This window comes from Candidatus Binataceae bacterium (assembly GCA_035294265.1).
Lineage (GTDB): Bacteria > Desulfobacterota > Binatia > Binatales > Binataceae > DATGLK01.
Genome location: DATGLK010000070.1, coordinates 1 through 20,212, shown reverse-complemented (window position 1 = coordinate 20,212; position 20,212 = coordinate 1). Strand labels below are relative to the sequence as shown.

At 61.2% G+C, this 20,212-nt stretch carries 16 protein-coding genes; 8 read left to right on the top strand and 8 right to left on the bottom strand.

Annotation, left to right across the window (positions count from 1 at the left end):
* Window positions 1-382, bottom strand: a 382-nt coding sequence (locus VKV28_11895) for a hypothetical protein (protein HLH77500.1), incomplete at its 3' end; no start/stop codon positions are given.
* Complete coding sequence (locus VKV28_11890; GenBank protein HLH77499.1) at window positions 379-2,340, bottom strand: carboxypeptidase-like regulatory domain-containing protein; 1,962 nt, start codon at window positions 2,338-2,340, stop codon at window positions 379-381. The genes VKV28_11895 and VKV28_11890, both read right to left, overlap by 4 nt.
* 145 nt (window positions 2,341-2,485) lie before the next feature.
* On the opposite strand from VKV28_11890, the gene VKV28_11885 reads away from it, so the two are divergent.
* The 5 genes from VKV28_11885 (at window position 2,486) to VKV28_11865 (ending at window position 8,167) form a co-directional block, all read left to right on the top strand.
* Window positions 2,486-4,117, top strand: coding sequence for an FHA domain-containing protein (locus VKV28_11885; protein HLH77498.1), 1,632 nt, complete (start codon window positions 2,486-2,488; stop codon window positions 4,115-4,117).
* 252 nt (window positions 4,118-4,369) lie between these two features.
* Window positions 4,370-6,067, top strand: a complete 1,698-nt coding sequence (ilvB, locus tag VKV28_11880) for a biosynthetic-type acetolactate synthase large subunit (protein HLH77497.1) — start codon at window positions 4,370-4,372, stop codon at window positions 6,065-6,067.
* Window positions 6,068-6,266: 199 nt separating this feature from the next.
* Window positions 6,267-6,629, top strand: a complete 363-nt coding sequence (locus VKV28_11875) for a DUF309 domain-containing protein (GenBank protein ID HLH77496.1) — start codon at window positions 6,267-6,269, stop codon at window positions 6,627-6,629.
* Between the two features lie 446 nt (window positions 6,630-7,075).
* A complete protein-coding gene (locus VKV28_11870) occupies window positions 7,076-7,525 on the top strand; it encodes a hypothetical protein (GenBank protein ID HLH77495.1) in 450 nt (149 codons plus the stop codon).
* Between the two features lie 156 nt (window positions 7,526-7,681).
* Entirely contained in the window at window positions 7,682-8,167 is a 486-nt protein-coding gene (locus VKV28_11865; GenBank protein ID HLH77494.1) for a response regulator, read from the top strand.
* Window positions 8,168-8,439: 272 nt separating this feature from the next.
* Here the strand turns inward: VKV28_11865 and VKV28_11860 are convergent, their stop codons facing one another.
* On the bottom strand, window positions 8,440-8,868 hold the full coding sequence (locus VKV28_11860; protein ID HLH77493.1) for a single-stranded DNA-binding protein: 429 nt from the start codon (window positions 8,866-8,868) through the stop codon (window positions 8,440-8,442).
* 146 nt (window positions 8,869-9,014) lie between these two features.
* Between VKV28_11860 and VKV28_11855 the strand changes: the two genes are divergently transcribed.
* Together VKV28_11855 and VKV28_11850 are read left to right on the top strand one after the other, a co-directional pair.
* Window positions 9,015-10,676, top strand: a complete 1,662-nt coding sequence (locus VKV28_11855) for a ribonuclease J (protein ID HLH77492.1) — start codon at window positions 9,015-9,017, stop codon at window positions 10,674-10,676.
* Window positions 10,658-12,865: a DNA translocase FtsK gene (locus tag VKV28_11850; GenBank protein ID HLH77491.1), complete on the top strand. Its 2,208-nt coding sequence runs from the start codon at window positions 10,658-10,660 to the stop codon at window positions 12,863-12,865. The genes VKV28_11855 and VKV28_11850 overlap by 19 nt, the downstream gene beginning before the upstream one ends.
* Window positions 12,866-13,051: 186 nt before the next feature.
* Here the strand turns inward: VKV28_11850 and VKV28_11845 are convergent, their stop codons facing one another.
* The 5 genes from VKV28_11845 to hrcA form a co-directional block, all read right to left on the bottom strand.
* Window positions 13,052-13,558, bottom strand: coding sequence for a cupin domain-containing protein (locus VKV28_11845; protein HLH77490.1), 507 nt, complete (start codon window positions 13,556-13,558; stop codon window positions 13,052-13,054).
* Window positions 13,559-13,601: 43 nt separating this feature from the next.
* Window positions 13,602-14,735 carry a molecular chaperone DnaJ gene (dnaJ, locus tag VKV28_11840; protein HLH77489.1) on the bottom strand — a complete coding sequence of 378 codons (1,134 nt, stop codon included), beginning with the start codon at window positions 14,733-14,735 and terminating at the stop codon, window positions 13,602-13,604.
* A gap of 204 nt (window positions 14,736-14,939) precedes the next feature.
* Window positions 14,940-16,868, bottom strand: a complete 1,929-nt coding sequence (gene dnaK, locus VKV28_11835; GenBank protein ID HLH77488.1) for a molecular chaperone DnaK — start codon at window positions 16,866-16,868, stop codon at window positions 14,940-14,942.
* Window positions 16,869-16,960: 92 nt separating this feature from the next.
* Window positions 16,961-17,632, bottom strand: coding sequence for a nucleotide exchange factor GrpE (grpE, locus tag VKV28_11830; GenBank protein ID HLH77487.1), 672 nt, complete (start codon window positions 17,630-17,632; stop codon window positions 16,961-16,963).
* A 244-nt stretch (window positions 17,633-17,876) separates the two neighbouring features.
* Window positions 17,877-18,917, bottom strand: a complete 1,041-nt coding sequence (hrcA, locus tag VKV28_11825; GenBank protein HLH77486.1) for a heat-inducible transcriptional repressor HrcA — start codon at window positions 18,915-18,917, stop codon at window positions 17,877-17,879.
* Between the two features lie 242 nt (window positions 18,918-19,159).
* Between hrcA and VKV28_11820 the strand changes: the two genes are divergently transcribed.
* Window positions 19,160-20,212 (top strand): hypothetical protein (locus VKV28_11820; protein HLH77485.1); only part of this gene is annotated, 1,053 nt, incomplete at its 3' end.

Sequence of the window (20,212 nt, the reverse complement as noted above, 5' to 3'; positions counted from 1 at the left end):
CCAATTGTACAGGATTGCCGCCGATAATTCCCTCGATGCTTATCACCGCGGGAATTTTGCTTTTATTAAGCACTAGCATCTTCACCGGCGGGGTGTTGTTAACGTAGACCACGCCTAGGGGTGTAACCGCGTTGAATTGGTATGAGGCTACCGTGTCGGAGACGACTGCGTTGAAGGGAGTTCCCGGCGTGCCTTCGACCATCAGCGCGGTCTGAGGCGGGATCGGTGGTCCGCCGCCGCATCCCAGGCCGTTGAGCGGGCCGTAACCGCTGAAGCCCTGGCAGGAATTGCCGCACCCCGCCAAGGGCGCTAGCGCCAATGCAAAGAGCATCAGCGCCAGCGCCTTGAAGGCGGATAGCCGTTGGCGCTGTGCCCAACTCATAGCGCGCTCGGCAGCTGGGTGCCGCTGCAAACTCCCGGACAGCCACCCGAGATGCACACGCTGGGACAGGGCGATGAAGTCGCAGAAGGCGCAGGTACGGCCAGCGTGACTGGCGTACCCACGGGCGTGGCGGTGGCCGAAGCGCCCGCGCTGGGCTGGCTGTATTCGAAGCGCTGCACCTGGTAAGCGTCTGGCGGCACGCACACCGAGAATTGATTGGCGTTGGGGTTTGGTTGTCCGGAGCCGTCGATCGACGGTCCGACGCTGCTAGCCACCAGTTGCACCGGCAAGTTGGTAGTGGGGTCGACCTTTGAGACATACACCAGGGTGTTAGCGTCGGCGTTGTTGGCTTGTCCCACGATGGTGCCATGGCCTGCGCACTTCATCGCCAGCACCGGACTGGGTGCGGGCCCGGTGCTCGGACTGGGATTGATATTGGCGGCCACGCCGATGGTATGCCCGGTATAGGGCGTTCCTACTCCCAGATAAGCATCCTGTGCTGTCGCTATCAGGTCAACATTGCCCATCCCCGAAGGTACCTCGATCGTGAACGCTCCCGAGGTCGAGCCCGCGCGAATCACGGCTTGGCTCACGCCCTCCAGAATATTGGTTCCGGTTCGTTCCGCTACCACGGTGACCAACTGGTTGGTGCCGACGGGCGGCGCGGTATCAATCTGGACCGTACCGCTAATCAAAACGCCGGGCAGAGTGATGTTGCAAGTGGCGGTTTGGCCGCCGCAAGCCGGCGTGTTGGCATTGACGGTGAGGCTTTCAATCTGTTCGGTGTTACCGGTATTGGAAGCCCGGATGGCGTAGGTTCCAAAAGGTACCGAAGACAGCAGATATGCGCCCTGCTCGTTGGTGGATGTGGTCATGATTACCACGCAGCTAAGCGGCGTGGTGGTGCAATTGGCGGAGGCGTTGTTACTTGGAGGTTGCAGAAGATCGACGGTGGCCCCGCTGATCGCGCTGTTGGAGGGGCCATCGATGATGGTCCCACTTACGTTGTTGAAGCTGCCCTTGGCCTGAACGGAGAAGGTCAGGGGGGCCTGTTGCCCGGGAATCAGATTCAATCCAGATACGCTGGCGGTGGTCGCGGTACCACCCGAGATATAGATGTCGTAGGTCGTGCCCAGGGGCTTAGGATTGGCCGGAAGCTGCAAGAAGATGCTGGCCGAAGTGCCGCTGGAGGTGAGCAGCAGCGGAGCGCTAGCGACGATCTGATTGGTTCCAGTCAACTCGGCATTGATGGTCTGGCCGGCCAGTGGCGAGCCACCGGTAAAGTTGACTGTGCCGGTAACGCTGGCCATTAATTGGTTGGTCGTCAGCACCGAGATGGTCGGATTGTTCATCGTGTAGGCGCCTCCCGGCGAGCTGGGAGGCACGATGGTACCGGGGCTGATGTCGAGCACCACCGGAGTCAGACCAAAGGCAGCCACCGGGATGCCGCTGATCGTGGTTGTACGCAGGTTGGTCCCGTTAGGCATCGTAATCGGATAGCTGGCGCAACCCTCGATGCCGCCACCGCCACAGGAGGGGATGACCGTCCCCGGGGTGGTTGGGTCGAGCTGCAGCTCGACCTGAAAATAGACCTGCGCGGCGGTGGCTGCGGTGTTGAACATTTGCACGTTGGCGACAATTTTGGTCAGATCCAACGCCAATTCGCCGGCCGCACCCGCGCCCGGCGGTGCCGGGATGGTGTACCAGTTGGGGTCACTGTCCGAGACGTTCGGATTGGTGCTCGGGTTGAAGCGTACGGAGACCACGTTGAGGTTGATTTGCTGGAACCCGGTGGTCGGGCTATCCACGAAGCCCAATTCCAGGTAGCCCTGGGTTGCCGCGGGGGTGCTGCCGCCACCGCTGCTGCCGCAGCCGAAGGAGCCCACCATTAGAGCGACAATAATCGAGAGGGGAGCCAGCAAAACCAGCGACGTATAACCAAGCGGTAAGCGTTTCACGCAGTGACCATGAGTAAAAGTGAATTGGTTGGTGATAACCTACCGGACGTACGAAGGCAAGTGGTTGCGACGCGCGAGACTGAGCCAACCTGGGGTCGGGTTATTGACTTGCTGCCGTCGCGGCTTTCAGAATCAGTATGTCTTGATGGCTAAAACAGGCGCATGGTTGGGCGCGTTTGCGCTGGTGGCATTGCTGGCAGCAGCCGGCCCCGCCCACGCTACGCTTCAGCTCGCGGTGGGCAACCCCGGCTTGCAGCATTTCGACAGCGATGGCGGGGTCGAGCTGGATTTCGGCCTGACCGACGCCAACGGCCAGCCCGTGGGCAATCTGCGAGTGGGCAACGTCAAGGTGTTCGAGAATGGGCAAGCGGCGAAAATCCTGGATTTTCGGGGTCAGGGCCAGGGCCGGCCGGTGGATATCGTGTTCGTGATGGATATCACGGAATCGATGCAGCCTTACATCGATGCGGTCAAGCAGAATATGATCACCTTCGCCCAGGACCTGCAGGCCAACCATCGCGACTATCGTCTGGGACTGGTGACCTTCGAGGATTATGTGGTCTCGCAGGCCTCCGATTGCAATTGCGCCTACCGCGACAAGCTGACCTCCAGCGTCGACGAGTTCACTCAATGGGTCGGTTCGTTGCACGCCGGCGGCGGCGGCGATATCCCCGAGGATCAGCTCGACGCGCTTGCCTATGCGGCCTCGCTGCCGTTTCGTCCTGACGCGCAGGGCATCATCATCCTGATTACCGACGCTCCCGACCATCATGCCGGCGACGGTTCGGCCAATTCCCAGCACGACCAGGCTTTCTGGGACCACCATAAGAACGGAGGCGACGTTACCAACCGGACTGCCTCCGAAGTGGCCGCCCTGCTCAAGAAGAACGGGCTTAGTCTGTATGCGGTAGCTCCCCCGCCGTTCATCGCGCCGGACTACCATGAGATCGTCACTGCGACCCATGGCCGCGCGTACAATATTATTACCGAGGAAGGGCGCTTCTCAGAGTTGGTGCGCGAAATCGGCCATTCGATTGCCACGCAGTACTCCTTGACCTATCTTACTCCGCGGCCGATCGAGGACGGTACCGAGCGGCATATCGAGCTGGAGGTAAGCTACGACGGTCAGAGCGCCGTGGCGCGCACCGAGTATCAGGTGCGAGGGGTGGGCGGTGGCCGAATCATTGAACCCACTTTGGGATCGGCCGGCGCCGGGTCGCCGGCCAGCCTTGGCGAAGTTTCCTTCGCCTGGTGGAATGGGCTGATTCCGCTGCTGGCGATCGTCGGGCTGCTGGTGCTGTCGCGCACCGGCCTGGGTGTTCCGGCCGAGGAACTCAAGGCCATCGTGACGGCCCAGAGCCAAGCGCCGCTGCGCCCGCCGATGCCGCCACCGCGCGCCGCGGGTGCGCCCGCTCAGGTCCGCGGACCGGCAGCGATACGCGAGTCCGCGCCCGTACCGCCGGCGGTCCCACCGGATTCCGGTCACGGTGCGCGCTTGGTGACGGTGAGTCCCGAAGGGCCCATTGCAGCCGAATACAGTCTGCTCAAAGATGATGTGGGGTTGGGGCGAGGTACAGAGAACGACCTGGTGATTCCCCACGTCAGCGTGTCGCGCAACCATGCTCGGATCGCGCGCCGCAACGGCACCTACCAGCTAACCGATCTCAATTCCACTAACGGTACCTATCTCAATAATCGCCCGGTTCAAGGCTGGGTCACGATTACTCCCGGCAGCGAGGTGCGACTGGGGGACGTAAGCTTTGTCTTTCGCAGTTAGTGGGTGGTGTGTGATCGAACAAGCGCTTCGCATGGGCCAGAGAAAGCAGGGTCTGGCAGTTACCGGAATGGGGTGCGGTCGGCTAGAGCCGGCGCAATAATCGCTGGGCCGGGTCTTCCCGGCTCATACGCTCCTCTCCTATCTCGCCCTGACTCAGGGGGAGGTAATCGGGGTGCCGTCTCCCAGCCGGGGTGGGTTTTTCGCGCGCCCCGCTAGCGAGCGAGAACGAGGGAATCTACAATACGGGTTCGAATGAAAAAGCTGACCGGCGCGCAAATCGTGATCGAGAGCTTGCTCCAGGAGGGCGTGGATACCATTTTCGGCTATCCTGGGGGCGCTATTTTGCCCACCTACGACGCTTTGCTCGATTCCAAAATTCGCCACGTTCTGGCCCGCCACGAACAGGGCGCAACCCATATGGCGGAGGGTTACGCTCGAGTCAGCGGGCGGCCGGGCGTGGTATTGGTAACCTCAGGTCCGGGCGCCACCAACTGCGTTACCGGGCTGGCTGATGCCAACATGGACTCCACTCCATTGGTGGTGATCACGGGCCAGGTTGCGACCAGTCTGATCGGTAACGACGCGTTTCAGGAAGCTGACGTAGTTGGGATTACCAGGCCTTGCACCAAGCACAATTTCCTGGTCAAGAACGTCAAGGATCTGGCGCGTATCATCAAGGAAGCCTTTTACATCGCCCGCAACGGGCGGCCAGGGCCGGTTCTTATTGATCTGCCCAAGGACGTACAGCAGGCTGAATATCCCTTCAAATATCCAGAGCGGGTGGAATTGCGCGGCTTCAAGCCCACTGTCAAAGGTAATCCGCGACAGATAGAACGGGCGCTGGAAGCAATCGAGCGGGCCGAGACCCCGTTGTTTTACGTCGGCGGGGGCGTGCAATGGTCGGGCGCGGCGGCGGAATTGACCCAGCTGGTGCGGGGGCTGGGAATCCCGGTGTGCGAAACCCTGATGGGACTGGGTTCGGTGCCCGCCTCCGATCCGCTCTGCCTAGGGATGCTGGGGATGCACGGCTCCTACGCCACCAATACGGCGGTGTGTCACACCGATTGCCTGATCGCAGTGGGCGCGCGCTTTGACGATCGCGTAACCGGGCGACTGGCCGACTTTGCGCCCAAGGTCAAGTCGATTATTCATATTGACATCGATCCAGCCTCGATCTCCAAAAATGTGAAGGTCGATGTTCCTATCGTAGGAGATATTAAGGCGGTGCTGATCGATTTGCTGGAGGCCGCCCGAGGGCGAGAAAGCTTGGCCCGCCAGCACCAAGCCTGGACGCGTTGGCATCAGCAGATCCTGCAGTGGCAGAAGGAACGACCGCTCTACCAGCATCGGGGCAACGGCGCCGCGATCTCGGCGGTAGGCGTGCTGGAGGAGCTGCATCGGCATACTCGGCCCGACTGCGTGATTGCCACCGACGTTGGACAGCATCAGATGTGGGTTGCGCAACTGTTTCCCTTCGAGCGACCACGCTCGCTGCTGACCTCGGGCGGCCTGGGCACGATGGGCTACGGCTTGCCCGCCGGGATTGGGGCCAAGTTCGCCGCGCCGGAGCGGCAGGTAGTGGTGGTGTCGGGCGACGGTTCGATCCAGATGAATATCCAAGAGTTGGCGACCGCGGTGCAGTATAACGTCGACCTCAAGGTGGTGATCCTCAACAACCACTTCCTGGGCATGGTTCGCCAATGGCAGGAGCGGTTCTACCAGGAGCGCTACTCGTACTCGGAAATGTCGGTGCCTGATTTTGTCAAATTGGCGGCGGCGTACGGTGCCCAAGGATTTCGCGTCGAACGGCCGGCCGATCTCGCGGCCACCATGGACGAGGCTTTCGCTACCGCGGGTCCTGTCCTAATCGACGTTGTTATTCCCAAGGAAGAGGCTGTCATGCCTATGATCCCGCCCGGTAGCGCGCTGTCCGAGATGCTCTTTGCCTGAGCAGAGCGGGTAGCTCGCGTGGTCAACCGTCGCCCGGGTTGGCCTTGCCGAGGTGGGGTGTGAAGCGGGTTTAGCTGAAGCCTGTGCGTCGTCAAGCCCTATATAAGCTCGGCCCGGTTGCGGGTTGGCGAGGCAGAGCAGTCCTCGCAAACAATGGGCATCGCAACTCCCCACCAACCCGGCGCCTCACGACGACGGTATGAACGACGACGACGCGGTGGAGCTATGGTTCCAACGTGGTTTGGAACTGTTCAATCAGCAAGCTTTTTTTGCCAGTCACGAGGTCTGGGAGCAGGCCTGGAAAAATTCCCAAGGTCAGTACCGCGAGTGCTGCCAGGGCTTGATCCAGCTTGCCGCCGCGCTGCTGCATGCGCGACGCCACAACTGGCGGGGCGCCCAGGGGTTATGGACCAAGGCGGAAGAGAAGCTGTGCCGCTTGCCGCCCGACTACCATGGCCTGGCGCTGGAGGACTTGCGGCGGGACGCCACCGCCTTCTTTGCCGCCTATCGCGAGGGTTTGAAGATACCCCCCGTACCGCAATTGCATTGGAAGCGGGTCTAGGGGCGCGGTTTAAGGAGGAGAAATTCCGCCATCGGAAAATAGGCGTGCCGCTTAAAAATAGCAGTGAGGTTGCCGCCTCAGGATAATCTCTGGAATCCCAACGATGGCTTGTCTTGGCAGCACTGCTCCTCCTACGTCATCATGCTTTGCCTGAGATTCCTCGCTCCGCGGACCGCGATCGGAATGATGCTGGCGGGTGGCTCGCGGTGTAAATGCTTTTCAGTTTCTGCATCCCGCCAATTTTGAAGAAGCACGGGTCTGACGTTCTACCGCGCAATCTCGTACAAGGCAGCAGGCAGCAAGCAGCAGGATACTGCAAATTCCGCTGGCTCCAAGTTGATGAAAAACATGGCTATGAGGCCTACCAATAAGCCCAATAGCGCAATCACGATAGGGTCATAACTCTTTGCTTGACCAAGCGGTAATCCGTCTGATTGCCTTAATACATGCAACGCGAGTTATACAGCGACAGGCTATTGGAGCTTCGCAACTCAAACGGACGTCTGCGGGCCACCATCGATCTTGCCCGCGGGCCAGAGCGGGTCGAGGGTGTGCTCAAATTGCACAATCTCAACGGCGGCGGGCTGAGTAAGCCCAACTTGAACGAGTGCCTGGACATCTATTACCAGGGGGGCCGCTTGCGCATCGAGTTGGGGAGTCACCGGATCAGCTTTTGGGATTTCCTGGGCAAGAAGGTGTTGACCCTACCCACCGCTGCTGATGCCAGCCTAGGGGATTCCGGATTGGCCTTGCGCCTGCTCGGGGTCAGCGACAAGAAAAACCGCGTAGGCGTGATCCTGGTATCGGATCCCGAAGGATTGGGCGATATCGCGCCCTGGCGCTTGCGCCTATGCATGCAGGAGACTCTCGATTGGGTCGGCCCGGTCCATGCCTGAGGGCGCGTGGCCAGCCCAAAGGAATTTCCTTAACTCTACCCATGAGCGTAACGGGATCTTTTTTGTTTCTTTATGTCCAGGAGCTGGGTAACGTAAAAATTACGCGCGCTCGTAAGCAAGAACGACGCTATGCGTGGGCGCCGTAAGTAGGAACGAATGACTTTTTTATTTCGGACTAAAGGTGAGGAGGAACGCTTACCAGGAACAACGTTTTCCAGTTCTCGTCGCCACAACAGCCATCCCGACGCGCTATCCAGGCGTGCCGGGGTAGGACAGATTCTAATCGTTGAAGACGATCGTGACACCCGCGAGGCGATTTCGCAGATCCTGACCGAAGAAGGTTTCAAGGTGGCACAGGCTGCCAACGGTCTGGAAGCGCTGCGCTATTTACGCCAGGAGCGCAATGTTGGGTTGATTTTGCTCGACCTGATGATGCCGGTCATGGATGGATTGCAGTTTCGCTCATTGCAAGCTCGCGATCCTGCGTTGGCCTCGATCCCTGTGATCGCGTTGACGGCGCTGGACGCGCCCTATCCGGCGGAACTTTGCGACATTACGGTGGTGCGCAAGCCGATCGATATGGCGCGCTTGCTGGTTCTGATCCATGCCCGTGCCAATGCCACTCTGTGGCGTGGTGCCTAGCGTGGCGGTTCCGCAACCCGCGGACCTGCCCTGATAGCCACGCCAAGATTTGCTAAATGCTGTCAGTTAATTAATTGGAAGCAGGTGCGAATGTTGCCCGTGACCACTGGCGCGCGTTGCCCTCGATGGAGCAGGGGAACGCCGATTTCAAAAGAGAGGCTCGCTTGGTTCACAATGAAACCTTGCTTCTTGCGGCTTGGGGGTCGTTGGGCCAACGGCCAATCGCAATAGCGAGGGTAACGCTTGGTTAAGATACAACTGTCAGGCAGATCTTAAAAGGGGATATCCTCATCGTCACCACCACCCGTGAGAGGGGGCGGGAGATCGGCACCCATATCGCCAGGGTCCTCTACCGCACTTGAACCGCCCGCGCGCCCGCCCAGAAACTGGATGCGCTGGGCGATAATTTCGCTGCGATAGCGCTTACCGCTGCCGTCCTTGGCTTCGTACTGGCGATTGGAGATGCGCCCCTCGATATAGACTTGGCGCCCTTTCTTGAGGTATTGGCTAGCCAGCTCCGCTTGTTTGCCGAAAACCACAATGTTGTGCCATTCGGTTCGTTCCTGCCGCGTGCCGCCGCGGTCGGTATAATTGTCGCTGGTGGCAAGCGAAAAACTGGCCACCGCTTGGCCCGAAGGCAGGTAGCGAACCTCGGGGTCTTTGCCCAAATTACCCACTAGGATGGCTTTATTGACCGACATGGCACGCCGCTCCCCGGTGCAAAGTTACCTGCTTCGCCCCGCCCAAGGCAAGCCCAGACTGCGGCTGCGCTGGGGCAGGGCGCGCTTTTGCGCCCCTGCGCCAGGATATATAGTACGCTTGGTAGTGGGGTAAACGAGGGGTTGAGGTGGCGAGTCTGACGCAAACCGACAGCTGTGTAAGGCTGGTCGCCCTGGGTGGCCTGGGCGAGATTGGCCTCAATCTGATGGTTGTGGAAAGTGGCGGCGAGGCACTCATTATAGATGCCGGCGTGACTTTCCCCGAGCAACGGTTATTGGGCGCCGATCTGCTAGTGCCCGATCTCACCTATTTGGCGCAAACCAAGCCGCTGGCCGTGGTCTTGACCCATGGCCACGACGACCATGTCGGGGCGCTGCCCTACCTCCTGCAGCACTACCGCGTGCCGGTCTATGGCAGCGATCTTGCCTTGGCGGTCGCGCGCCAGCGTCTACTGGAGCGCGGCGCCGCTGGCACCTGGGACTTGCGCCAGCTCCAGGCCGGACAGCGCATCGCGATTGGCCCCTTTACGGTCGAGGCGATTAGGGTTACCCACTCTACGCCCGATGCTCTAGCACTGGCGATCGATACTCCAGTTGGCCTGATCGTACATACCGGTGATTTCAAAATTGACGAGACCCCGGTAGATGGTCAGGTGACCGATCTTCAGCGGCTGGGCGAGCTGGGTGCGCAAGGCGTGACGCTGATGCTGTCGGATTCGACCAACGCCGAACGGCCCGGGCGCACCCCCTCCGAGAGCACCATCAAGCCGGTGTTGCGCGAATTGATGGCCACCGCGCACGGCAAGGTGTTGCTGTCGGCCTTTTCCTCCCACCTCCATCGCTTCCGTCAGTTTATCGAGGTCTGCCAGGAGCAGGGGCGAGCGGTTGCCTTGTTGGGCCGGCGGGTGGGTGAGAGCGCGCGGTTGGGAATGGCGCTGGGCCACCTCAAGGTGCCGCGCGGAGTCCTGATCGAGGAGCGCGAGCTTTTGGCTCACGCCGCCCGCCCGGTGGGACTACTGGCCTCCGGCAGTCAAGCCGAGCCGCTCTCGGCGATGGTCAAGATCGCCACCGGAATTCATCCCCGCGTGCGGCTTAATCGGGAAGATGTGGTAATCCTTTCCTCGCGCTTTATCCCCGGCAACGAACGGCTCATTCATCGCCTGATCGATAACCTTTTTCGCCAGGGAGCCGAGGTGTTTTACGAGGGCGTGGCACCAGTGCATGTGTCCGGACATGCCGGCGCGGACGAACTTACCCAGATGATTGACACCGTGCGGCCGCGCTACTTCGTTCCAGTCCATGGCGAGTACCGCCATCTCAAACGGCATATTGCGCTGGCTGCGGGTGCGGGTATCAAGCCCGAAAACTGCTTTCTGTTGCAAAATGGCGAACCGTTGGAATTGCGCTCCGGATCGGTGCGTCGCGCTGCCAAAATACCGGTTGGGCGCCTGTTCAGCGACGGCAGCAGCTTGGAGCCCGAGGAGCTGCTGCGTGAGCGCGAGCGGTTGGCGTTTGCGGGCGTGGTTACCGCCGCGGTGGTGCTAGAAGAAGGTAGCGGCGAATTGCTGCTGGGGCCCGAGCTGTTGGCTCGCGGCTTCCTGGCCGACGATCAAGCCACGCTCCATCTGCGTCGCGCCACTGAGAAGGTGCGCCAAGCCCTGGCGGATAGGCTACCCCGCCGACGCGGTGTCAACGAGACCAAAGATGCCATCAACCGCGCCCTGCGCTCCTATTTCGCCCAAGAGGTGGGACACCAGCCGGTTGTCATGCCGTGGGTGGTCGAGTTATAAGCGCGCGCGGCACGTCCCAGGAGCCGCTGGTTCTGAGCACGCCCTTGCGCAATGGGATGGGGCGCGAATTGATTGCCCTGGCACTTTTGGCCGCTGCGCTCTTTGCCGGATTAAGCCTGCTCGCCGCCCCTCGTGACACCGCCTTTTGCGGCCCCTGGGGGCTGGCCCTGGCGACTGCCTTGGTGACCCGGCTGGGGCTGGGGGCGGTAGGTGTCTGCCTGCTGGCCGGATGGTTGGCGTGGCGAATCTGGCGCAATCTCCAATGGATGGCGGCGGTGCGCTTGATTGCCGGCGGTGCCCTCGTCCTGGGGGCGCTGATGGTGGCGGCCGGGTTGGTCGCCACGCCGATGGCTGCTGGGTACTGGGGGCTCTGGGCCGCCGGTTGGCTGATGCGTTCGGCGGGTATCACGGGCGCCTACCTTGTGGTCAGCCTGGGCCTTATCTGCGGTGTTGCCATGCTCACTCGCCGTCCGCCGACCGCTCTGGCGGTCATCCTGGCCTCCAGTTTGTCCCGCGCCTTACCCTGGCGTCGAAGGCCCGATAAAGGCGACCCGGTGGATGACCTTCAGGCGGTTCCAATCGAATTGGGCCTAACCCAAGAAGACCTGCCTGTGCCGCCGGCGCCGCGCGGTGCGATCGAGCTCTTGGCCTCGATGCTGTGGAGCAAGCCCGAGGAAGCTGCGCCGGAGCGCGCGGCCGCTAAGCCGCGTGCGGGCAAGTTCAAGCTACCGCCCCTGGCGTTGCTCGACACGCCTCCGTCCGAGCACACCAAAGTGGACGAGACCGCCCTGCAGCGTAGTGCGCAGATGCTGGAGCAAAAGCTGGGTGATTTTGGGGTCGAAGGGCAAGTGGTCGCGGTTCAGCCCGGCCCCGTGGTCACGATGTATAAATTCGAGCCGGCCTCGGGGATTAAGGTAAGCCAGATTGTCAATCTGGCCGATGACCTGTCGATGGCCTTGCGAGCCCTGGCGATCCGAATTCAGGCGCCAGTGCCGGGCGAGGCGGTTGTGGGGATCGAGGTTCCCAACCGCAAGCGCGAGAAAGTCTATTTGCGCGAGATCCTAGAAAGCGAGGAGTTCGCGGCCGCCCGCAGCCATCTGACTATCGCTCTGGGCAAGGATATCGCCGGCCACCCGGTGGTGGCTGACTTAGCCCGTATGCCGCATCTGCTGATCGCGGGAGCGACCGGGACGGGCAAGTCCGTCTCGATCCACACCATGATCTCCTCGATTCTATTCAACGCCACCGCCGACGACGTCCGCTTCATTTTGATTGATCCCAAGATGCTGGAGTTGTCGGTGTACGAACATATTCCCCATCTGCTGGTGCCGGTGCTGGTGGATCCCGATAAGGCAGCGGCGGCACTGTTGTGGGCGGTGCGGGAGATGGAGCGCCGTTACCGAGTAATGCGCGATATGGCGGTGCGCAATATCGACGGCTACAACCAGGCAATCGAGGCAGGTCAGCGGGGGCTGGCCGAACGCGGCCAACTCGCCTTCGACGGCGATCCCAACGAAGCCCCGATCGTCCATCAGCGGATGCCCAAGCTGGTGATCGTTATCGACGAATTGGCCGATCTGATCCTGACCGAAGGTAAAAACGTCGAGCGCGACATCACTCGCTTGGCGCAAAAAGCGCGTGCGGCCGGAATCCATCTGCTGCTGGCAACCCAGCGTCCCTCGGTCGATGTTCTCACCGGTCTTATCAAGGCCAACCTGCCCGCGCGGATCTCATTGCAGACCGCCTCGCGGGTGGATTCGCGCACGATTTTAGACAATATCGGCGCCGAGCGGCTGCTGGGCGAGGGCGATATGCTTTTCATGCCCCCGGGTACTGCCAAATTGCGCCGCCTGCATGGCCCCTTCGTTTCCGAGAATGAAATTCGCAAGGTTACCGACTACCTGCGTCGTCAGGGTTCTCCGACCTATCAGATGGAGATTCTAGAGACCGCGCGTGATGATGCCGAAGCCGTCGAGGAGGGGTACGAGCGCGACCCGATGTACGACGAAGCGGTGAGAATCGTGACCGAGACCAACCAAGCCTCAATCTCCATGATCCAGCGCCGCCTGCGAGTGGGCTACAACCGCGCCGCGCGAATGGTGGAGCAGATGGAGCGCGAAGGCCTGGTTGCGCCCGCCGACGGTGCCCGTCCACGGGAGGTGCGCATTGGCAGCCATCGCGGCAGTTAGCAACTACATTTCTGTTCGTGGCGGGGGAGGGATTGTGCGAGCACAGCCGCTCACTGCCCTCAAGTGAGGCGCGTGGCGCCCATTCCACGATCGAGGGATCAAATAGAAAAACTGAAAGCAGAAAAACCAATCAAAGATTGGACAGAAAGGCGAAAATCGTGGGCTCTGCCCGCTGCTCGCAAGGCGCTACTCGAACCAACGATCGCTCAGGATCAGCGGTACTTCCTTGTTTTCGACCGAATAGCCGCTCATTGGCTGGCCGTTGACGTCGATTCGCCCGTCCTTCATCAAGTCGGCGCCGGGCGCGATCGCACCCACGCGTAGCATCACGAGCGGTTCGTCGCTTACAGTCTTGAACCAATAGAAGGCGCCACGCGGCAAAAAGACGCCGTCCAGTTTTTCCACCTGCCAAGCCGTGCCCTCGCGGTCATGGAATTCAGCCGCACCTTGTAACACTACGAATACGTGATCTTCCAAGGGATGGGCGTGAAGTTCGTTCTCCCCGCCGGAGGCGTAGGTCTTCAGCCACACCCGCATCCGATCGGTGGTCGCCAGCGGCAGGTGGGTGCGGCCCTGAAGCGGGAGCTGGGCGCGCAGATGGAAGAAGCTGGGACTGCGGTTTTGCTCCTGTGCCCTCATTTGGGCGTAGAGATCGTCGAGGGTTTGGGCGGGTTGGATCGAGCCTGCTGCCATCTCTTCTGGGCTCCCTGCCAGATGCGGCGCGAGCGCCACGCCTTCAGCCAAACATCTCGCGAATCTTATCCACGAACCCCTTGGAGAGGGGGTGGGTGACTTCTTCCCCAGAGATCTGCGCGAACTCCTCAAGCAACTCACGTTGGCGCAGGGTCAGTCGGCGCGGTGTTTCCACCACCAGGCGGACCAGTTCGTCGCCACGGCCATAACCGTGCAGATCGGCAAAGCCCTTGCCCTTGAGGCGGAAGACTTTGCCCGATTGGGTCCCCGCAGGGACCTTGAACTTAACTTTGCCATCCAGGGTGGGCACGTCGATGTCCGCGCCCAGCGCAGCCTGCGGGAAGCTGATAGGGACTTCGACTACCACGTCGTTGTCCTGGCGGGCGAAGATGGGATGTTCTTTGACCTGGATGACCACATACAGGTCACCTGCCATTCCGCCTCCGAACCCTGCCTCGCCCTCGCCGCGCAGTTTCAGGCGTGAACCGTTGTCCACGCCGGGCGGGATATGCACGGAGAGCGATTGGCGCTTACGCAGTCGGCCTTGTCCCTGACATTTGGGGCAAGGGTCGGAAATGATCGATCCTTCACCGCGGCATTGGGCGCAGGTGGTGGAGATGGAAAAGAAGCCCTGCTGAGTGCGCACCTGTCCCGAGCCTCGGCAATTGGGACAAGCTCGCATCCCCGCGCTGCCCGCAGCGGTGCGGGAGCCATTGCAGGCTTCGCACAGCGTTAGTCGGTCGATTTTGATGATTTTGTCGGCGCCGCGATGAGCCTCTTCGAATTCGACCTCTAGGTCATAGCGCAAATCGTCGCCGCGGCGGCTGCGCGAGCGCGAGCGACCGCGGCCGGTGCCGAAGAAATCGCCAAAAATGTCGGAAAAAACGTCTTCGAAACCCTGGGAGAAGTCAAACCCGCCAAAACCGCCGGGCCCTTGGGGACCTTGAAAAGCGGCGTGGCCGAAACGATCGTACTGCAGGCGCTTTTCCGGGTCGGAAAGCACCTGGTAGGCTTCGTTGATTTCCTTGAAGCGCTCCTCGGCCTGGCGATTGCCGGGATTACGGTCGGGATGAAACTGGATGGCCAAACGGCGATAGGCTTTTTTGATCTCGTCCTCGCCGGCCCCTCGCGCCAAGCCGAGGACCTCATAATAATCCCGCTTGTTGTTAACCGCCATCCCTTCCATAGTTTACTTCAGTTCGCCAGCCTACGATAGCCTCAAGCGCTTGGTTTTTAACGCTGCGGCCATTTAGCCAAGTAAAACCGTATGCCACCTCAGTCCCCGGAGCGGGTCCCGAGCGGGCGTACGCGCCTGCCCGGAGACCCCGCCCCCACCTGAGGAGGCACAGCAGTTTGCCTTGGCAGCGGCAAGTGCGAAGGTTTAGTCCTTGACCTCGCGATAATCGGCGTCCACTACATCGTCCTTGGGCGGCTGTTCTCCGCCGCCGCTGGCTTGGCTGCCGCTGGCATTGCCCGCTGCGCCACCGGCTGCTTCGGACTGGGTCCGCGCCTTGCTGTACATCGCCTCGGCCAGCTTATGCGAGGCCTCGCTCAGGGCCTCAGAAGCCCGATTAAGTTCGTCGGGGTTTTGCGATTCCAACTTGGCGCGCGCGGAGCTCAGGGCATCGTCCACCGTCTTGCGCGCAGCTGCGTCCAAGTTCTCTCCGTATTCCTTGAGCGATTTCTCGGTGGTGTAGATTAGGTTGTCGAGCTTGTTGCGAGCCTCGATAGCCGCCCGTTTGCGCTTGTCCTCTTCGGCGTGCGCCTCGGCGTCACGCACCATTTTCTTGATCTCGTCCTCAGTCAGGCCGGAGGATGCGGTAATCCGGATCGATTGCTCCTTATTGGTGCCTAAATCCTTGGCGTGCACATTGACGATCCCGTTGGCGTCGATATCGAAGGTGACCTCCACCTGCGGCATCCCACGCGGTGCGGGCGGAATCCCTATCAAGTCGAATTGACCCAACAGCTTGTTGTCAGCAGCCATCTCCCGTTCGCCCTGGAACACTCGGATGGTAACCGCGGTCTGGTTGTCCTGGGCAGTGGAAAAAACCTGCCCTTTGCGAGTCGGGATAGTGGTGTTTTTCTCGATCAATTTGGTGAATACACCACCCAAGGTCTCGATTCCCAGCGAAAGCGGAGTCACGTCCAGCAACAGGACATCTTTGACCTCGCCCTTGAGCACGCCGCCCTGGATAGCGGCGCCCACCGCCACCACTTCGTCGGGGTTGACCCCCTTGTGCCCCTCGCGCCCGAACAGGCGGCGCACCCGCTCCTGCACCGCAGGCATCCGGGTCATGCCGCCTACCAGCACCACCTCGTTGATTTCCGAAGTCTTCAGTCCCGCGTCGCGCAAGGCTATCCGGCAGGGCTCTTCGAGCCGGTCCAGCAGGTCGGCACACAGCGCCTCCAGCTTGGCTCGGGTCAGCTTCATGGTCAGATGTTTGGGACCAGACTGGTCGGCGGTGATGAAGGGCAGATTGATATCGGTCTCCATCACGGTAGATAATTCGCACTTGGCCTTTTCCGCTGCTTCCTTGAGCCGCTGCAGCGCCATCCGATCCTGACGCAGATCGATGCCCTGGTCCTTGCGAAATTCGTCGGCCAGATAATCAATCACTCGTTGGTCGAAATCCTCGCCGCCCAAGAAAGTGTCGCCATTGGTCGCCTTGACTTCGAAGACTCCTTCGCCCAACTCCAGAATCGAGATGTCGAAGGTGCCACCGCCGAGGTCGAAGACTGCGATTTTTTCGTCTTTCTTCTTGTCCAGGCCGTAGGCTAGCGAGGCCGCGGTGGGTTCGTTGATGATCCGCAGGACATCCAAACCGGCGATCCGGCCGGCATCCTTGGTGGCTTGGCGCTGGCTGTCGTTAAAATAGGCCGGTACCGTGATGACCGCCTCGGTGACTTTTTCGCCCAGGTAGTCCTCGGCCGTCTGTTTCATTTTTTGCAAAATAAAGGCCGAAATCTCGGGGGGACTATAGCGCTTGCCACGAATATCCACCCAAGCTGCACCGTCGTCGTTCTTGGCCACCTTGTAGGGCAGCACCTTCAGCGCTTTTTGGACCTCAGGATCCTCGAAGCGACGGCCCATCAGGCGCTTGATTGCGAAGACGGTGTTGGTGGGGTTGGTGATCGCCTGCCGCTTGGCGATCTGCCCCACCAAGCGCTCACCGGACTCGGTGAACGCGACTACCGACGGGGTGGTCCGGCTGCCCTCGGAATTCGCGATAACAACCGGGTCACCACCCTCCATGATTGCGACGCAGCTATTAGTGGTCCCCAGGTCGATGCCGATTACTTTCGCCATTGCGTGCCTCTTCCGTGGCTCCCAGGCCCACCTGAGCGGGGAACCAAACTAGTTTTCAACTTAACCAGCGTTGGTGGCTTTTCAAGCCACCTCTAGCTTTCCTCCGGCTCCTCGCCGGTCTTGCCGGCGCTGGGTAGCTTGGCTACCGCTACCCGGGCCGGGCGCAGCAAACGATCGCCCACCTGGTAACCGCGTACAAATTCGTCAACCACAGTATTGGGCTGATGCTGATCGCTTTCTATCTGGTCTACCGCCTCGTGCAGGAGCGGATCGAAGGGCTGTCCCAGCGCGCTTAGCTGGGTGACCCCGTGGCTGCGCAGAAAGTCAATCATCGAGCGCAGCACCATCTCGACTCCTTCGACGATGGGCTTGCCATTGCCGCCCCCGCGCGCGGCCGCCACCGCACGTTCTAGATTATCGACAATTGCCAGCAAATCGCGCAGCAAACTCTCGCGTTGCAGCCGGACAGTTTCATCGGCCTGTTGGCGGATCCGTTTGCGGCTGTTGTCGGCTTCGGCCACGGCGCGCAGAAATTTGTCCTTGAGTTCCGCCACTTCCTGCTCGCGCTGGGTGCAAGTCCGGCGCACTTGCTCCAATTCCTCGCGGAGCTGGACCAGCTCTCGCTCCAGCTCAGCGCTCCGCTCCGGTTGCGAGTCATGGTCGTGCTGAAGTTGGCTTTGGGCAGTTTCTTCCTCGGCCGTGCCGTGCGGCTGTTCCTGGCCCTCCTCGCGTTGGGGACGGCCATGATGCTTATGCTCCGTCATTTTCCTTCCACGTCTGAGTCGCACTGTCCACCAAGATAACCATGATCGCCCGCGATGCTAGCCTGGCGCGGAAAAAGTCTCCGCGGCAGGTCCCCCCGGCTCTTACCTCTCACCGGCCAGGCGGAGTGTTGAGTAAGGAGTCCAGCTTTACATCGCGCATCGACCCGCTAAAAGCCGGTTTTGCGTCGCTCGCCGGGTAAGCGTGGTAAAGCGGAACTTGTTGCCAGGATGCCGCCAGTGGGGCTCAGGATTCGAGCGCGCGCGAGAGCGCCCGGGCGGTGTAGTCCACCAGCGCGATGACCCGTCCATAGTCCATCCGCACCGGCCCCAAGACGGCCAGCGCGCCCACTGGCGCTGAGCCGTGACGGTAGGGCGCTCCCACCATGCTGAGATCGCTCAATCGAGGGGCGTGTTCGGAGCCGATGGAGACATCCACGCTCTCGCCCTCCAGGGTATTTTCCAATAGGCCCAGCAGGGCGCTCTTGTCCTCCAGCGCCTCCACCAATTGCCGCAACTTGCCGGGATCGTCGAATTCGGGCTGATGCACGACCTTGGCTCCGCCCTCGATCAGCACGTCCACTGGTACCGGGGCGCTGACGGCCGCCTCGCCCAGCCGCAGCGCTTCACGCACGAAGCGGTCATGACTGCTGCTCTCTTCTCCCAGCGCGGCCTCGATTAGAGCGCGCGCCTCGTCTAAGGTGCGTCCTTCGATGATCCGGTTAAGATAGCTCGCCACCCGCTGCAGTTCTTCGCTGGAGTAATCGCGTTCGGTTTCGATCACGCGTTGATGAATTGCGCCGGCGGCGACCAACACGGTCAGCACCTGGCGCTGGCGCAGGCGAGTGAAGGCGACTTCGGCCAGCTCGATTGCCTCGAAGCGCGGTGTGACCACCACTGCCACTTGGCCCGAGAGCAGCGCCAACAGGTGGCTAGTATCACGCAAGAGGGCGCTCAGGTCCCGCTCGCGGGCCGAGTAATGGTATTCGATATGAGTCTTATCTTGCTGGCTGATACGCCAGCCCGGCCTGAGGTGGTCCACGTAATAGCGAAAGCCTTTGTCGGTGGGAATGCGTCCGGCCGAAGTATAGGGCTGGTAGAGGTAATTCTCGCGCTCCAACTCAGCCATCATCGCACGTACCGTGGCCGCCTTCACCCCCAAGGCGTACCGCGCCGCCAAATGATGGGAGCCGACCGGCTCAGCGGTTTTCACAAAGTCGTCGACCACCGCCAGCAACAGCGCATGCCGGCGCCGTGCCACCTCGTCGCGCCAATCCTCGCTAACCATGCTGTCGCCCCGTTGCCCGCCGATTTATAAATCTTCTGCGGTCGTTGCACCCCCGTACTTCATGGATTTATCGATGACACCGTGAAGCCCGTCACGCAAGCATTGTACCGGCTGCTCCTGCTGGTTGTCAGACCCGGGAAAACTTGTGGGAGTCACTTGCACGACAGGAGAAGAGTAGTGCAAAGGACCCAGCTAATCTCCGCGATAGCGACACGCCCCGGCGCTGAGATAAGCTTAGAACGATGGCCAGGCCCAAAGCGCGCAGGTCCGCCGTGCCGATTCCCGTGGTGGCAGCCAATACCGGTTGGCTGGAAGCGGACAGCTACGACCGCCAAGCATGGGGAGAGTTGACCGCGCAGGCGGCCACGATTGGCGAGCTCATTGACAGCGGCGAGCGGCTGGTGCCGCACTTCGGCGAGCTTTTGCGCGATCTGTTTTATGCTCTCTTCAAGGCTAATCTGGTGTGGCTCAAGCCCGACTCGGTGCGTGCCAGCACCGTGCTCAATCGCATGATTTTGAACGACCTGATCGACACGGCGACCTTTAAGGCGCTCAAACAGCGCACCCTGCTCGACGAAGATAAGGCTGCGATCGCGGCGCTGGCCCTGGGCGAACAAGCGGCGGAACTGGTGCGAGCGGAGCGGCTGATCAATCGGCGCGAGATGCTCGATCTGTGGGAGCTCAAGCGTCAGGAAGAGGAACTGGCCGAACGGGCCCAGGAACTGGAGGCGGCCACGGACTTAAAGCTTGAACCTGCCGCGGGCGAGCCCGACCAAGAAAAGGTGCAGCGCGCGAGGTTGGAGCAGCTCAAACAGGCCGCGGCCCGCGCCGCTCAGGTGGCCGAAGCCCGTTTGAATCAGAAGGCTCGCGCGGTCGTGGCGCAGGTCGACCAGGCCCGCCGCGGTGAACTCAAACGGATGCAGCTAAAGGCCGGCCAGTTGGCTCAGGAAATCGACCAAATCGCCTCCGACAGCCATGACTTCGGAGTGGAATTCGGGCAGGCCGGACGGCTCAATGCGGGAGCGCGGCTGGAGCTGGGGCGACGGCTGGCGAGTAATCGCAAAATTGCCCAGTTGGCCCGTTTGGTCGGCCGCTTCAAGCAGCAGGCGCTAGCGTTGCGGCGCAGGCAGATCGAGCGCGCACCCGCCGAGGTCTACGATATCGAACGAGGGGCCGATCTGGGCCGCTTGATCGGAGCGGAACTGGTTGCCCTGCCCCATCCCCTGCTCCAGCGTGACTTCAGGCGCCGCCTGCTCGAAGGCGAGCTGCTCCAGTATCAATTGCGCCAGGACGAG